The 14,129-nt window shown below is 70.2% G+C and carries 11 protein-coding genes and 1 tRNA gene; 2 read left to right on the top strand and 10 right to left on the bottom strand.

The window, feature by feature from the left end:
• Positions 1-38: 38 nt before the first annotated feature.
• Genes nuoG through RSP_RS08745 form a run of 6 tightly spaced genes read right to left on the bottom strand, consistent with a single transcriptional unit; the run spans position 39 to position 7,074 of the window.
• Positions 39-2,621 carry an NADH-quinone oxidoreductase subunit NuoG gene (gene nuoG, locus RSP_RS08770; RefSeq protein ID WP_011337997.1) on the bottom strand — a complete coding sequence of 861 codons (2,583 nt, stop codon included), beginning with the start codon at positions 2,619-2,621 and terminating at the stop codon, positions 39-41.
• A complete protein-coding gene (locus RSP_RS08765) occupies positions 2,618-3,868 on the bottom strand; it encodes a complex I 51 kDa subunit family protein (RefSeq protein ID WP_011337996.1) in 1,251 nt (416 codons plus the stop codon). Before RSP_RS08765 ends, nuoG begins: the two co-directional genes overlap by 4 nt.
• Positions 3,865-4,338, bottom strand: coding sequence for an NADH-quinone oxidoreductase subunit NuoE (gene nuoE / locus RSP_RS08760; RefSeq protein WP_011337995.1), 474 nt, complete (start codon positions 4,336-4,338; stop codon positions 3,865-3,867). The genes RSP_RS08765 and nuoE overlap by 4 nt, the downstream gene beginning before the upstream one ends.
• Entirely contained in the window at positions 4,335-6,077 is a 1,743-nt protein-coding gene (nuoC, locus tag RSP_RS08755) for an NADH-quinone oxidoreductase subunit C/D (RefSeq protein WP_011337994.1), read from the bottom strand. The genes nuoE and nuoC overlap by 4 nt, the downstream gene beginning before the upstream one ends.
• Positions 6,074-6,691 carry an NADH-quinone oxidoreductase subunit B gene (locus tag RSP_RS08750; protein ID WP_002720250.1) on the bottom strand — a complete coding sequence of 206 codons (618 nt, stop codon included), beginning with the start codon at positions 6,689-6,691 and terminating at the stop codon, positions 6,074-6,076. Before RSP_RS08750 ends, nuoC begins: the two co-directional genes overlap by 4 nt.
• Entirely contained in the window at positions 6,688-7,074 is a 387-nt protein-coding gene (locus RSP_RS08745) for an NADH-quinone oxidoreductase subunit A (RefSeq protein ID WP_009563932.1), read from the bottom strand. Before RSP_RS08745 ends, RSP_RS08750 begins: the two co-directional genes overlap by 4 nt.
• A 386-nt stretch (positions 7,075-7,460) precedes the next feature.
• Between RSP_RS08745 and RSP_RS08740 the strand changes: the two genes are divergently transcribed.
• Positions 7,461-8,075: a TRAP transporter small permease subunit gene (locus RSP_RS08740; RefSeq protein WP_009563933.1), complete on the top strand. Its 615-nt coding sequence runs from the start codon at positions 7,461-7,463 to the stop codon at positions 8,073-8,075.
• Positions 8,072-10,120, top strand: coding sequence for a TRAP transporter large permease (locus RSP_RS08735; RefSeq protein WP_011337993.1), 2,049 nt, complete (start codon positions 8,072-8,074; stop codon positions 10,118-10,120). Before RSP_RS08740 ends, RSP_RS08735 begins: the two co-directional genes overlap by 4 nt.
• A gap of 150 nt (positions 10,121-10,270) precedes the next feature.
• Here the strand turns inward: RSP_RS08735 and RSP_RS08730 are convergent, their stop codons facing one another.
• From RSP_RS08730 to RSP_RS08715, 4 genes are all read right to left on the bottom strand, one after another.
• Complete coding sequence (locus tag RSP_RS08730; protein WP_011337992.1) at positions 10,271-11,368, bottom strand: TRAP transporter substrate-binding protein; 1,098 nt, start codon at positions 11,366-11,368, stop codon at positions 10,271-10,273.
• A gap of 216 nt (positions 11,369-11,584) precedes the next feature.
• Positions 11,585-11,656 (bottom strand) — tRNA-Thr (locus tag RSP_RS08725).
• Positions 11,657-11,870: 214 nt separating this feature from the next.
• Complete coding sequence (locus tag RSP_RS08720; protein ID WP_011337991.1) at positions 11,871-13,304, bottom strand: mannitol dehydrogenase family protein; 1,434 nt, start codon at positions 13,302-13,304, stop codon at positions 11,871-11,873.
• Positions 13,305-13,357: 53 nt separating this feature from the next.
• A complete protein-coding gene (locus tag RSP_RS08715; protein WP_011337990.1) occupies positions 13,358-14,128 on the bottom strand; it encodes an L-iditol 2-dehydrogenase in 771 nt (256 codons plus the stop codon).
• Position 14,129: the final 1 nt, after the last annotated feature.

The following is a 14,129-nucleotide window of genomic DNA, read 5'->3' as shown; positions in this document are numbered from 1 at the left end:
CCGTGCCGGCAAGGGCGCTCGGAGGAAGAGTCCTGCACTCATCGCGCCACCTCCAGCGTGACGAAGCGCGCATGGGATCGCGCGCCCGAGAGCGCCAGATGCCCGCGCGGCACCGACGGATCGAGCGAAAGCGGCGCGGGGGCCGCGGTCCCGTCGATCAGAAGCCGCGCGCCCTCTGCCGCGCCGAGGGCGGCCGCATCCTCGGGATGGAGGAGGAGCCTCGGCGCGGACGCGCGCTCGGCAAGCGGCGGGCTCGCCCGGTCGGCGGAACTGGCGGAGAAGGGGTCGTGGAGCGGCAGGAGGCGGAAGCCCTCGCCCGGCAGATCCTCGAGCGGCGTGCCCCGTCCGGCATGGATCGCCCCTGAGCCGCCCTCTGCGAACAGATGCACCCCGGGATCGCCGCCGCGGACCGGCCCGCCCACGCCCTCGGTGCCGAGCCATGCGCTGCTCGCCGAATGCAGCCCCGGACGATCGGCGCGGGTCCGAAGTGCGGGCGGCACCTCCAGCCCCTGCGCGCCTTCCATCGACCAGACCAGCGCGGACTCCGCATCCGCGCGCGGCTGGCCCTCGGGCAGGCGGCCCGCCAGATCGAAGGCGGTGCGCCCCGAGGCGCGGGCCGGAAGCCGCGCGACTGGCGCGCCCCCGGCCCCGGGGGCCGCGTCGCAGACCGCCGCCAGATCCGGGCAATCGTGCGCCAGCGCGGCGAGGATCTCGTCGAGCGTCGTCTCGGTCGCTCCGCAGAGCGGCGCGAGCAGCCGCCAGGCCGGAACCAGCTCGGACGGGCGGCCGGTGAAGAACCGCTGCGCACGGCCCTCGTGGTTGATGTAGGTGCCGGAGGTCTCGGCCGGCGCCGTGACCGGCAGCAGGAGATCCGCCTGCGGCGCGAGCGGCCCGTCGAGCCAGTCGAGCAGCATCACCTCGGTCGCGGCGGCCATCAGCCGCTCGACGAGTTCGGCCGGCGCACGGTCGGGCAGGGAGGCATCGAGCAGGATCACGGGGCGCGGCTCGGCCTCGAGCTCGGCCACCGCCCGTTCGAGCCCAGTGCCGCCCAGCAGGGCCAGACCGAGGCTGCCCGCCTCGGGCGGGAAGAGCGCGATCCGCGCGCGCGCACCCAGCGCCGCGGCGACGGCGGCCGCAGCCTCGGCCGGAGCGGCGAGGCCGAGGCCCGCCCCCGCGATCACCACCGGCACCTCGGCCGCGACCAGCGCCTCGGCCACCGCACGCGCGTCGGGTGCAGCCTCCTCGCCGCGCAGCGCCGCGGCCACGGCATGCCCGAAGGCGCCCACCTCGGCCGGCGTGCGACGGAGCGGCCAGAGCGCCACCTCGTCGAGCGCGTCGGGCAGGGGCGTGACCACTGCGACCGGCGAGCGGCGGCCTTCGCCCGCCACCCGCACCGCGGCATCCATCCAGTCCGGCACGCCCTTTTCGGCGGCGAGACGGCGCTCGGCGCCGCGGGCGGCCTGCCGCAGGGCAAGTGCGGCGCGCGGCGCGGTGCCGGTCAGATCCTCGCCCAGCACGAGCACCGCATCGGCCCGTTCGATGTCGCGGATGGCCGCGATCCCCGCCGGTCCCTGCCGCAGGATCGCGGCCATCCGGGCCACCAGCGCCGCCTCGGACGCGCTGCATCCGGCGAAGAACCGGTCTTCGCCCACGAGCCTGCGCAGCGCGAAATTGGTCTCGAGACAGGCGCGGGGTGAGCCGATGCCGATGGCCCCCCGCGCGACGAGGGCGCGGGCGGCCTCAATGGCCTCGGTCCAGAGGATCCCGGCGCCCTTGCGGGTGGGATGGGTCGGACGGGCCGCCTCGGCCGCGAGCGCCCCGAACCGGCCCCGGTCGCAGAGGAACGAGCCGTTGATCGCGCCATGCGTGCGGTTCTGCACCTTGCGGAGCGTTCCGCCGCGCTCGAAGAGGGTGATGTTGCAGCCAACCGCGCAGTTCGCGCAGATCGAGGGCGTCTCGGCCATGTCCCAGGGCCGCGCGTAGTGGCGCGACCACCAGCGGTCGTCGAAGACGCCGGTGGGGCAGACCTCGGCGAGGTTGCCGGCGAAGGGGCTGTCGAGCGCGCCGGGCTCTGTGCGGCCGAACCAGACCCGGTCATGGGCGCCCAGCACCTCGAAATCGCGCCCGCCCGCATAGTCGCGGTAGAAGCGGAGGCAGCGGTAGCAGCCGATGCAGCGGTTCATCTCCTGCGTGAGGAACGGCCCGTGATCCCGATTGCGGTGGGTGCGCTTCGCCACCTCGGCGCGCCGGCGATGGTGGCCCGAAGCCACCACCATGTCCTGCAGGTGGCAGGCGCCGCCTTCCTCGCAGACCGCGCAATCGTGGGGGTGGTTCACCATCAGCCATTCGACGATCCGGGCGCGGAACCGCTCGGCCTCCGGGTCCATGACCTCGATCCGCTGGCCCTCGCGCACGGGCGTCATGCAGGCCATCTCGATCCGGCCCTCGGTATCCTCCGGCCCGTCATGCACCCGCACCGCGCAGAGCCGGCAGGCGCCGACCGAGCCCAGATCGCCGTGCCAGCAGAAATGCGGGATCTCGATGCCCGCCGAAAGACAGGTGGTGAGCAGGTCCTTCGAGCCCTCGACCTCGAGCGGGCGGCCGTTGACGGTGATCCTCATGCCCGCTCTCCTTCGGCCAGTCGCGCTTCGAACTCGGCCGCGAACATCGAAAGCCCCGAGGCGAGCGGCGCCATGGCGCCCCCCATCAGGTCGCAGAAGCTGCGCCCGCGCGGGGCGGCCTCGGCGGCGGTCATCTGCAACAGCTCCAGATCCGCGCGGCGGCCCTGACCCGCGGCGAACCGGTCGAGGATCTTCGCCACCAGCGGCAGCCCCTCGCGGCAGGGGGTGCACCAACCGCAGCTTTCGCGCGCATAGAACCGCATGTGCCGGGCGAGGAAGCCCACCGGGCAGGCGGTGCCGTCGAGCACGATCAGCATGCCCGTGCCGAACATCGAGCCCGCTTTCGCCACATGGCCGAAGTCGAGCGGCAGGTCGAGCCGGTCGGGGCCGAAGAAGCCGCTGGCGCCGCCGCCGGGCTGGAAGGCGCGGAGCTGCCCGTCGCCCGAGACGCCGCCCGCGCGCTCGATCAGTTCGCGCGCGGTGGTGCCCATCGGTGCCTCGAAGAGGCCCGGGCGCTTCACCCGGCCCGAGACGCCGTAGAGCTTGGTGCCGCCCTCTTCCGTGCGCGACAGGGCGCGGAACCGCTGCGGCCCGAGCGACAGGATATGGGGGACGAGCGAGATGGTCTCGACGTTGTTCACCGTGGTGGGCCGGCCCCAGAGCCCCGATTGCGCCGGGAAGGGCGGGCGCTTCCTCGGCACGGCGCGGTGGCCTTCCAGCGCGGTGATGAGCGCGGTCTCTTCGCCCACGATGTAGCGGCCGGCCGAGGGGTGGACGCGGATCGCGAGGTCGCCCAGAAGGCCCGCATCCCGCGCTTCGTGAATGGCACGCTCCACGGCGGCGATGCCGGGGCGGTATTCGTCGCGGATGAGCACGATCGCTTCGTCCGCATGGGTGGCGCGGGCGGTGATGATCGCGCCCTCGATCACCTGATGCGGCAGGGCTTCCAGCAGGAAGCGGTCCTTGAAGGCGCCGGGCTCCATCTCGTCGCCGTTGACGATCAGATAGCTCGGGCCCTCGCCGGGAGAGGTCCCGCGCTCGGGCATGAAGCGCCACTTGCGCCCCGCGGGGAAGCCCGCGCCGCCGCGGCCGTTCAGATGCGCGGCCTCGACCATGTCGATGATCTCGGCGGGCGCCATGCTTCGCGCGCGATCCACCGCCTCGTAGCCGCCCTCGGCCCGCCATTCGGCGAGCGTGTGCGGACGGCGGTCGGGGCGGGCCCGGCCGGTGAGGGGCAGGTCGGTCACAATCCGTCCTCCAGCAGGGCCGCGACGCCCGCGGGCGAGAGCGGGCCCACGAGCTGCCGGTCGCGGCCCACGACGGCCGCGGGCGCACGGTCGCAGCCGCCGAGGCAGGCCACGTTCAGCAGCGTGTAGCGCCCATCGGCCGTGGTCTCGCCGAAGCCGATGCCGAGGCGGCGTTTCAGCTCCTCGCGGACCTCCTCGGCGCCGTTCAGCCAGCAGGAGGCGCCGTCGCAGAGCAGGATCACCGTCCGCCCGACCGGATGGCGGAAGATCAGCGAGTAGAAGCTCGCCAGCGCTTCCATTTCCGCGCGATGCACGCCGAGCGTCGCCGCCGCTTCCGCCAGATGCGGATCCGACACCCAGCCGTGCTCGTGCTGGATCAGCTTCAGCGCCTCGAGCATCGCGGCACGGGGGCCGCCATGCTCGTCCGAGGCGGCGCGGATGCGGGCGAGAAGATCGGGCGAAAGGCTCATCGGTCGACGTCCGACATGACGAAATCGATGCTGGCGATATGGGCCACGAGGTCGGCCACGGTCATGCCGGGCACGATCTTCGGGATCATCTGGAGATGGGCGAAGGAGGGCGTGCGGATCCGCGTCCGGTAGCTCTGCGTGCCGCCATCCGAGACGATGGCATATTGCGTGAGGCCGCGGTGGCCCTCGATCTGGCCCGTGGCCTCGCCGGCGGGAACGACGGTGCCCCAGCTCGACTGCAGGAAATGGGCGATCAGCGTCTCGATGTCCTTCTGCATCGCGCCGCGGGGGGGCGGCGTCGTCAGCGGATGGTCGGCCTTCACGGGGCCTTCCGGCATGTTCTCAAGACATTGGCGGATGATCTTGAGAGACTCTCTCATCTCGTCGGCGCGCACCCGCGTGCGGTCGAAGATGTCTCCGCGCTGGCCCAGCGGCACCTCGAAGTCGAACTGCTCGTAGCCGGAATAGGGCCGCAGCTTGCGCAGATCCCAGTCGCAGCCGGTGGCGCGGAGGCCGGGGCCGGTGGTGCCCCATGTGAGGGCGGTGTCGGTGTCATAGGCGCCGACGCCCACGGTGCGGGCTCGGAACAGCTCGGAGCGCAGCACCATCCGTTCGTATTCGTCGAGCCGCGCGGGCATCCAGTCGAGGAAGCCGCGCACCATCGCGTCCCAACCGTCGGGCAGATCCATCGCCACGCCGCCGATGCGGAAGAAGGCCGGATGCATCCGCGCGCCGGTGATGGCGTTCAGGATCTCGTGGCCCTTCTCGCGGTCCGTGAACATGTAGAAGACCGGCGACATGGCGCCCACGTCCTGCGCCATGGTGCCGTAGAACAGCAGATGGTTCATGATGCGGTAGAATTCGCAGAGCATGACCCGGATCATCTGCGCGCGGGGCGGCACGGCGATGCCGCAGAGCCGCTCGACCGCGAGAAGGTAGGGCAGCTCCGAGATCACGCCGCCCAGATAGTCGATCCGGTCGCAATAGGGGATGAACCCGTGCCAGGTCTGGCGCTCGGCCATCTTCTCCGCGCCGCGGTGGTGATAGCCGATGTCGGGCCAGGCCCAGACCACCTCCTCGCCGTCGAGGCCGAGGAGGATGCGTAACACGCCATGGGTCGAGGGGTGATGCGGGCCGAAGTTCAGCACCATCAGCTCCTCGCCGTCGCGCAGCTTCGGCAGGCCGAGCAGGTCGGGGTCGGTGATCGTCGCGCGCTCCTCGGCCTCGAACAGCCGGTCGGTCAGCACGAAGGGCGGTTTCTCGGTCGCCCGCGCGTAATGGGTCTTGAGGAGCGGATGCCCCTCCCATGTCGGCGGCATCAGGATCCGGCGCGTCTCGCGGCCGAAGTCGAGGCCGAACATGTCGTGCGCCTCGCGCTCGTACCAGTCGGCATTGGCATAGACCCCGGCGATCGAGGGCGCGCGGCCGTCGGTGGCGAGCTTCAGCCTCAGGTCCGCGTTCCGCACCAGCGACACGAGATGCGAGCAGAGCGTGATCCGCGAGGCGGGCTGGCCTGTGCGATGCTGCCGGAGGCTCTCGTCGATGGCCCAGAGATCGGCCAGCAGCGGGAAGGGCGCCGCGATCTCCTCGCGCAGGAAGCGGTGCGCCGCCTCCCAGACCGAGGCATCGAGCCAGAGCACCGGGAACGCCTCGCCCGTGGCCTGCTCGGCCCGAACCGCGGCACCGAAACGGGTGCGCAGCGCCTGAAGCGCCTCGGGGATGGCTTGATCGAGGCTCATGTCGCCTCCGGATCTGCCAGTCGGGTGACGGCCATGCGCGCCTCGCGCAGGGCGTCGCGCCGCGGGACCGGGTCGAAGGGCCGGGCGGGGCCGGTCTCTCCCATGCGGATCTGCAGCGGCCGCGCCTCGGTCGCGATCTTCGACTGCAGGAGCACCAGCGCCTCCATCAGCGCCTCGGGGCGCGGCGGGCAGCCGGGGACATAGACATCGACGGGGAGGAAGCTGTCGACGCCCTGCACCACGGAATAGATGTCATACATGCCGCCCGAATTGGCGCAGGCGCCCATCGAGATCACCCAGCGCGGCTCGCGCATCTGGCTGTAGAGCCGGTAGAGCGGCACGGCCATCTTGCGGAAGACGGTGCCCGACACGATCAGGAGGTCGGCCTGCCGCGGGGTGGAGCGGATGACCTCGGCCCCGAAGCGGGCCTGGTCGTAGACCGGCGTCAGCGCCGTCGCCATCTCGACATAGCAGCAGCTGAGCCCGAAGTTGAACGGCCAGAGGCTGTGCTTGCGCGACCAGGCCACCAGATCGTCGAGCCGCGTGAAAAGGTGCGAGGCCGCCATGCGGTCCTCCGGCGCCTCCGCATCGGGGCGCCCGATGGTCCAGCTCATGCCCGTTCCTTCCGCGGTCCGGTCTCGAGCGCGCCCTCCATCCAGAGCCAGGCGAGGGCGGCGAGCAGCACGAGGATGAAGATGGTGGCGGCGACGAGCGCGCCCCTGCCGAGGTCGAGCGCGGACACCGCCCAGGCGAAGAGCACCGCCACCTCGACGTCGAAGATCATGAAGAAGACGGCCACGAGGAAATACTGCGTGGCGACCCGGCCCCGCGGAGGGGCCCCCACGGGCGCGCCGCTCTCGTAGGTGCCGAAGCCGTCGCGGGAGGGCTCGCGCAGGAGGCCTGCCACCAGAAGGATCCCGGCCACCGTCACCGCCACGATGCCGAGGTGCAGACCGAGGGCGGCCCGCGGATCGAGGCTGTTCATCAGGTCGAGCATGGTCTTGCGTCCTTCCGGGCGGGAAACAGGCTGTCGAGGAAGGCCTTCGGCCCCGTCCTGCCCGTCTCTATCATCCGCTGATTACCCATTCGTGTGGCCCAGGCGCCTTGATCTGCATCAGAAATTCTCAGATAGGCCTTGATGCCGCACGCAAAAGGCGAATGGTCTGCGCCAAGACGTCGCGCCCCCCCCACGACTGGCGCCCGGGCCCTCCCACGCCCGCCCAAGGATTGGACGGCGCCGGTCGCCGCCCGCCTCCGGCCGGCGAAATGCGGCTTTCCGCAGGGCGCGGGACGGGTCCGCGCATTGACGCATGGGGGGGCTTCGACATAGGTAGCCCCGGGAACCGGCACTTTTCCACAATGAAACCGGGGAGAGGGAGGAACATGGGAGGGCTACTCGGCCTGTCGCGGTCGATCGACCGCATGAACGAGCTCATCGGCCGCGGGGTATCCTGGCTGATCCTGATCGCGATCTTCATCAGCGCAGGCAACGCCACGGTGCGGAAGGTGCTGAACACCTCTTCCAACGCCTGGCTCGAGCTTCAATGGTATCTGTTCGGCGCGGCCTTCCTGTTCGCGGCGGCCTACACGCTCAAGCAGAACGAGCATATCCGCATCGACATCGTCTACGGGCTCTTCTCGCGGCGGGTGCAGCACTGGATCGACCTCTTCGGGCATCTGGTCTTCCTCATGCCCTTCGTGCTGCTGATGCTCTATTACCTCGGCCCCTACGTCGAACGGTCCTGGAGGACGGGCGAGATCTCGAACAACGCGGGCGGCCTGACGATCTGGCCCGCCAAGTCGCTGCTCCTGATAGGCTTCTTCCTCCTCGCCCTGCAGGGCCTGTCCGAGATCATCAAGAAGATTGCCGTGATGCGGGGCCTCATCCCGGATCCTGCGCCCTTCATCTCGGCCCATGAGGCGGCCGAGCGCGAAGGCGAACTGCTCGCGGGCGAGGCGAAGCTCAGCGAGACCCGGCCGGGCGAGGTGCCGAAATGATGGAATTCATCGCGGTGAACATGGCGCCGATCATGTTCGCCTCGCTCGTGATCTTCCTGCTGCTGGGCTATCCGGTGGCCTTCGCGCTGGCGGCCAACGGGCTTCTGTTCTTCTTCATCGGGGTCGAGCTCGCCCCGCTGTCGGAAGGGACGATCAGCCTCGGCTGGAACCTTCTCGGCACCATGCCGGACCGGTTCTGGGGGGTGCTCTCGAACGAGACGCTGCTCGCCATTCCCTTCTTCACCTTCATGGGCATCGTGCTGGAGCGATCCGGCATGGCCGAGGACCTGCTCGACACGATCGGCCAGCTCTTCGGGCCGATCCGCGGCGGGCTGGCCTATGCGGTCATCATCGTGGGCGCCCTTCTTGCGGCCACCACGGGCGTCGTCGCGGCCTCGGTCATCGCCATGGGGCTGATCTCGCTGCCGATCATGCTGCGCTACGGCTACGATCGCCGCATCGCCTCGGGGGTCATCGCGGCCTCCGGCACGCTGGCGCAGATCATCCCGCCGAGCCTCGTGCTGATCGTGCTGGCCGACCAGCTCGGCCGGTCGGTGGGCGACATGTACAAGGGGGCGCTGATCCCCGGCCTGATCCTCACCGGGATCTACATGGGCTATGTGCTCGTCATGTCGATCCTGAAGCCGAAGTCGATGCCGGCGCTGCCGCTCGAGGCGCGCACGCTGGGCTCTGGCGTCATGTCGCTGATCGTGGCGCTGGCGGTGGCGGCGGGCGTGGGCGTGGCCACGCATTACTGGCTCGCGGGCGCCTACGGGGCCGAGAACGCGGACATCCTTGGCGCTGTGGCCGGGATCGCGGTGATCTACATCGCCGCCATCCTCGACCGGGCCGCGGGCGGCAAGCTCATGTCGCGGCTGGCGCAGCAGGTCATCATCGTGCTGATCCCGCCGCTTGCGCTGATCTTCCTCGTGCTGGGCACGATCTTCCTCGGCATCGCCACACCCACCGAGGGCGGCGCGATGGGGGCGGTGGGTGCGCTTCTCCTCGCGGGGATCAAGGGGCGGCTGAACCTCGCCGTGGTCACACAGGCGCTGGCCTCGACCACGCGGCTCTCGGCCTTCGTCATGTTCATCCTGCTCGGCGCACGGATGTTCTCGCTGACCTTTTACGGCGTGAACGGCCATATCTGGGTCGAGCATCTGCTGACCTCGCTGCCGGGGGGCGAATACGGCTTCCTGATCGCCGTCTCGGTGCTGGTCTTCTTCCTGGCCTTCTTCCTCGACTTCTTCGAGCTGGCCTTCATCATCGTGCCGCTGCTGGCGCCCGCGGCCGAGGCGCTGGGGATCGACCTGATCTGGTTCGGGATCATCCTCGGCGTGAACATGCAGACCTCGTTCATGCACCCGCCCTTCGGCTTTGCGCTGTTCTACCTGCGCTCGGTCGCGCCGCGTCAGTCCTACATCGACCCGGTGACCAAGGCGCGCATGGCGCCGGTGACGACGGGACAGATCTACTGGGGGGCGGTGCCCTTCGTCTGCATCCAGATCGTGATGGTGGCGCTGGTCATCCTGTTCCCGCAGATGGTCATGCACTACAAGGGCGCGCCGGTGGATACGTCGAACGTGACCATCACGCTCCCGCAGATGCCGGGTCTGGGCGGCGGTCTGGGCGGAGGCCTCGGCGGCGGACTGGGCGGCGGGCTCGGAGCTCCGGGGGCGCAGCCCGCTCCGGGCGCGGGTGGCCTCGGCGCTCCTCCGGGCCTTGCGCCGGGACAGGCTCCGGCCCCGGGCGGGTTGGGAGCTCCTCCGGGGCTCGCCCCGGCGCCGGGAGGGCTCGGGACGCCGCCCGGCCTTGCTCCGGTGGCTCCGGGTTCGGCACCGGCCCCGGGCGGGCTCGGGGTTCCTCCGGGTCTCGCTCCGGCCACTCCGGCCCCGGCGCCCGGGGAAGCGCCTGCACCGGGCGCGCTGGAGGTGCCTGCCGCTCCCGCTCCGGCAACGCCTTCTCCCGGCGCCGTTCCGGGCGCGCCGCCCGGTCTCGCGCCGGGTGGACTGCCGCCGGGTCTGGCTCCGCCTGCGCAGAATTGAGGACCGGCGGCACCCTCGGGTGCCGCCGTTTCCTTTCGGGGCCGAGAAGGCGGGTCGCGCCTGTCCGCCGGAGGCCGCCATGTGCCGCGAGAACCATGAAAAAGACCCCGGAGTGCGGCTCCGGGGTCTTCTTTCGTGCGGCGCTCGGGATCAGAGCTTGCCGGCGTTCTGCTGCACCATCATGAAGGTGTCATAGTTGTATTCGGCAATCTGCGCCCAGGTGTAATGCTCGGAGCGGAAGGCCTTGATCGAGTCCCAGATCTTCTTGAAGGCGGGGTTCGAGGCTTCCATCTCGGCATAGACCTCGTTCGCGGCCTCGAAACAGGCCTGCAGGATCTCGGGGCTGAAGGGACGGAGCTGCGTTCCCTGCGCCACGAGCGACTTGATCGCCGTCGGGTTCTTCCAGTCGTAGAGCTGGAGCATGTTCGCATCGGCCGCATGGCAGGCGGTGCGCAGCAGCGACTGATAGGTCGGGGTCAGACCCTCGTAGGCGCTCTTGTTGAACATGAAATGGACGGTCGGGCCGCCTTCCCACCAGCCGGGATAGTAGTAGTAGGGCGCCACCTTGAAGAAGCCGAGCTTCTCGTCGTCATAGGGGCCGACCCATTCGGTCGCATCGATCGTGCCCTTCTCCAGCGCCGGATAGATGTCGCCGCCCGCGATCTGCTGCGGCACGACGCCCAGACGCTCCATCACCTTGCCGGCAAACCCGCCGACCCGCATCTTCAGGCCCTGCATGTCGGCCACGGTGTTGATCTCGCGCCGGAACCAGCCGCCCATCTGCACACCGGTGTTGCCGCCCGGGAAGGCCACGATGTTGTGCTGCGAAAGGAACTCGTTGTAGAGGTCGATCCCGCCGCCATGGTAGTGCCAGGCGTTGATGCCGCGCGCCGACAGCGAGAAGGGCACGGCCGCCGCGAGCGCGAAGGTGGGATCCTTGCCCCAGTAATAGTAGCCGACCGTGTGGCAGCATTCGACGGTGCCCTCGGTCACGGCGTCGGCGGCCTGCAGGCCCGGCACCAGCTCGCCCGCCGAGAAGACCTGGATCTGGAAGTTGCCGTCGGTGGCCTCGGAGAGCATCTTCGACAGCACCTCGGCGCCGCCGAAGATCGTGTCGAGCGATTTCGGGAAGGAGGAGGCGAGCCTCCAGGTGACCTTGGGCGCGGACTGGGCAAGCGCCGGCGCGGCGAGGGCGCTCGCGGCGGCCCCTCCCACGGCGGCCTTGGTGATGAATGAACGACGATCCATGGCATTCCTCCCTTGTGGACGAGGCGGGCCGGCTTCTGTCCGCCGGCTCAGCGCTGCGGGCAGATTACACCGCAAGGGGCGGCTGTCCAGAACCGAGGCGCGCGGATTTCCGCAAGCCGTGGCAGACGCTTGGGAAGCGAGGAAAGGGCGCGGCGCACAAGCGGGCAGGTGCCTTCCGAAGAGGCAGTGCGGGCCGGAGGCGGAGGGAGGATCGCGTGCCCCGTGTCCGATTTGAACGAACGACCTTCGCTTTACAAGAGCGCTGCACTACCACTGTGCTAACGGGGCCACGCCCGCTCTCTCTACCCGAGGGCCGCCGCCTTGACAAGTCCGACGCCTCGCCCGGCAGCCGGGCCCGTTCGGCAGAGGCGCCGGCATTCTTGCGCGATACCATGGTGTTACCGAGGCGGTGGCCCCGGGGTGGCCCGGTCGTTTCGCCTCACGGTGCGCCGCAAGGGGCAGGGGCTCCGCTTCGGTGCTCCGAGCGGCTGGGCCCTGCGGATCAGGCCGCGAGGAAGCGCCGCAGCACCGCCTCTGCCCCGTCGCGCCAGACCGCCTCGAGGGCTGTCGCGAACTCGGCCGCCAGAAGATCGTTCTGCGCCAGATCGCCATAGACCTCGGTCATGGCGAGCCATTCGGCCGGGTTTTCCTTCGCCCGCCGCGCGCGGTCCTGCAGCGCCGTCCAGTTCGGATCGTTCGGCTCGACCACAACGCCCGAGTCCGTCGTGCCGTAGCAGTAGCGGCACCAGAGCGCCGAGAGCAACACCAACCCCTTCGGCACCGTGCCCGCCGCAAGATTGTCGCGCAGCGACGGCACGATGAACTTCGGCTGCCGGTTCGAACCGTCGAGGCAGAGCCTGCGCGTCGTGTCGGCGATCTCGGGGTTCGAGAAGCGGCTCTCGATCAGGGTGAGATAGTCGGGGATGCTGGTGTCGGGCACCGGCGCGACATGGGGCAGGATCTCCTCGACCTCGACCTTGTGCAGGAAGGCCGCGATCAGCGGATGGGCCATGGCCTCGTGCACGAGCTGGATGTCCATGAGCGCCGACGGATAGGCGATCACCGCATGGCCCCCGTTCAGGATGCGGATCTTCATCGCCTCATAGGCATGGACATGCGGGGTGAAGGTCACGCCCACCTTCTCGAGCGCGGGGCGTCCGGCGGGGAAATGATCCTCGATCACCCACTGCCGGAACGGCTCGCAGGTGACGGGCACCGGATCGGCGAGGCCGAAGCCCTGCGCCAGCTCGCGCTCGTGCGGGCCGGTGGCGGGGGTGATGCGGTCGACCATGCCGTTCGGGAAGGCCACCTGCGCCTTCACCCAGCCCGCAAGCTCGGCGTCGTAGAGCTCGGCCAGGCCCACCACGGCATTGCGGGTGACATGGCCGTTGCCGGGGAGGTTGTCGCAGGACATCACGGTGAAGGGGGTAACCCCCGCGTCGCGGCGGGCGCGAAGGGCGGCGAGGATCGCGCCGAAGGCGGTCGCGGGCCGCGCAGGATGGGCCGCATCGGCCACGATATCGGGATGCGTCGGATCGAAGGCGCCCGAGGCATCGACATAATAGCCGCCCTCGGTCACGGTGAGCGAGACGATGCGGATGCGCGGATCCGACATGGCCTCGATCAGGGCCGCGTTGTCGGCCTCGACCGGCAGGAAGCCTACCATCGCCCCCACTTGGCGGGCGCGGTGGCCGGCCGGATCGAGCTCGATCACCGTCGAGAGATTGTCCTGCGCGGCCAGCGCCTCGCGCATCCGCGCATCGGTCGCGCGGACGCCCGCCCCGAGGATGGCCCAGTCGTGGCCCTCGCCCAGTGCGAAGAGATCGTCGAGATAGACCGCCTGATGCGCCCGGTGGAAATTGCCGACGCCGATATGGACGATGCCGGGGGTGAGCGACTTGCGGTCATAGGAGGGACGGGTGACGGAGCGGGTCATGAGATTACCTCGGATAGGGGGCGCGTTCGACGGGGAGGGCCGGGCCTTCGGCCTCAGCTCATCCAGTTGCCGCCGTCCACGTTGTAGGTCTGGGCCACGATGTAGTCGGCCTCGGGCGTGGCGAGGAAGATCGCCATGCCGGTCAGGTCCTCGGCGCGGCCCATGCGGCCGAAGGGCACCGCCGCGCCGACCTGACGCTTCTTCTCGCCGCGCGGCAGGTTCTCGTAGTCGGCGAACTTGGCATCCACTCCGTCCCAGTGCTCGCCGTCCACCACGCCCGGCGCGATGGCATTGACGTTGATCCCGTGGCGGATGAGGTTCAGCCCCGCGCTCTGGGTGAGCGAGATGACGGCGGCCTTGGTCGCGCAATAGACGCCCACCAGCGCCTCGCCGCGGCGGCCGGCCTGGCTTGCCATGTTGATGATCTTGCCGCCCCGGCCGCCCGCGATCATCGCCCGCGCCACCGCCTGCATCATGAAGAGCGTGCCCGAGACGTTGATGGCGAACAGCCGGTCGTAGCTCTCGCGGGTGATCTCGACGATGGGCGCCAGATCGAAGAGGGCGGCATTGTTCACGAGGATGTCGATGCGGCCCCAGCGGTCGAGAAGCTCGGCCACGCAGCGGTCGATGCTGGCCTGATCGGTCACGTCGAGGCCGATGGCGCAGGCCGCGGGGCCGATCTCGGCGGCGGTGGTGCGGGCCGCCTCGAGATTGATGTCGGCGATGGCCACGCGCGCGCCTTCGCGCACATAGGCCTCGGCGAAGGCGCGGCCTATGCCGCGCGCCGAGCCGGTGATGAGGGCGGTCTTGCCGTCGAGCCGCATG

Source organism: Cereibacter sphaeroides 2.4.1 (assembly GCF_000012905.2).
Lineage (GTDB): Bacteria > Pseudomonadota > Alphaproteobacteria > Rhodobacterales > Rhodobacteraceae > Cereibacter_A > Cereibacter_A sphaeroides.
This window is presented reverse-complemented; position numbering and strand designations above follow the sequence as displayed.

Bases quoted from the DNA above. Each gene is read 5' to 3' on its own strand.
- nuoG (WP_011337997.1), bottom strand. From the start codon at position 2,621: ATGAGGATCACCGTCAACGGCCGCCCGCTCGAGGTCGAGGGCTCGAAG.
- nuoE (WP_011337995.1), bottom strand. From the start codon at position 4,338: ATGAGCCTTTCGCCCGATCTTCTCGCCCGCATCCGCGCCGCCTCGGAC.
- nuoC (WP_011337994.1), bottom strand. From the start codon at position 6,077: ATGAGCCTCGATCAAGCCATCCCCGAGGCGCTTCAGGCGCTGCGCACC.
- RSP_RS08750 (WP_002720250.1), bottom strand. From the start codon at position 6,691: ATGAGCTGGACCATCGGGCGCCCCGATGCGGAGGCGCCGGAGGACCGC.
- RSP_RS08745 (WP_009563932.1), bottom strand. From the start codon at position 7,074: ATGCTCGACCTGATGAACAGCCTCGATCCGCGGGCCGCCCTCGGTCTG.
- RSP_RS08740 (WP_009563933.1), top strand. From the start codon at position 7,461: ATGGGAGGGCTACTCGGCCTGTCGCGGTCGATCGACCGCATGAACGAG.
- RSP_RS08735 (WP_011337993.1), top strand. From the start codon at position 8,072: ATGATGGAATTCATCGCGGTGAACATGGCGCCGATCATGTTCGCCTCG.
- RSP_RS08730 (WP_011337992.1), bottom strand. From the start codon at position 11,368: ATGGATCGTCGTTCATTCATCACCAAGGCCGCCGTGGGAGGGGCCGCC.
- RSP_RS08720 (WP_011337991.1), bottom strand. From the start codon at position 13,304: ATGACCCGCTCCGTCACCCGTCCCTCCTATGACCGCAAGTCGCTCACC.
- RSP_RS08715 (WP_011337990.1), bottom strand. From the start codon at position 14,128: ATGCGGCTCGACGGCAAGACCGCCCTCATCACCGGCTCGGCGCGCGGC.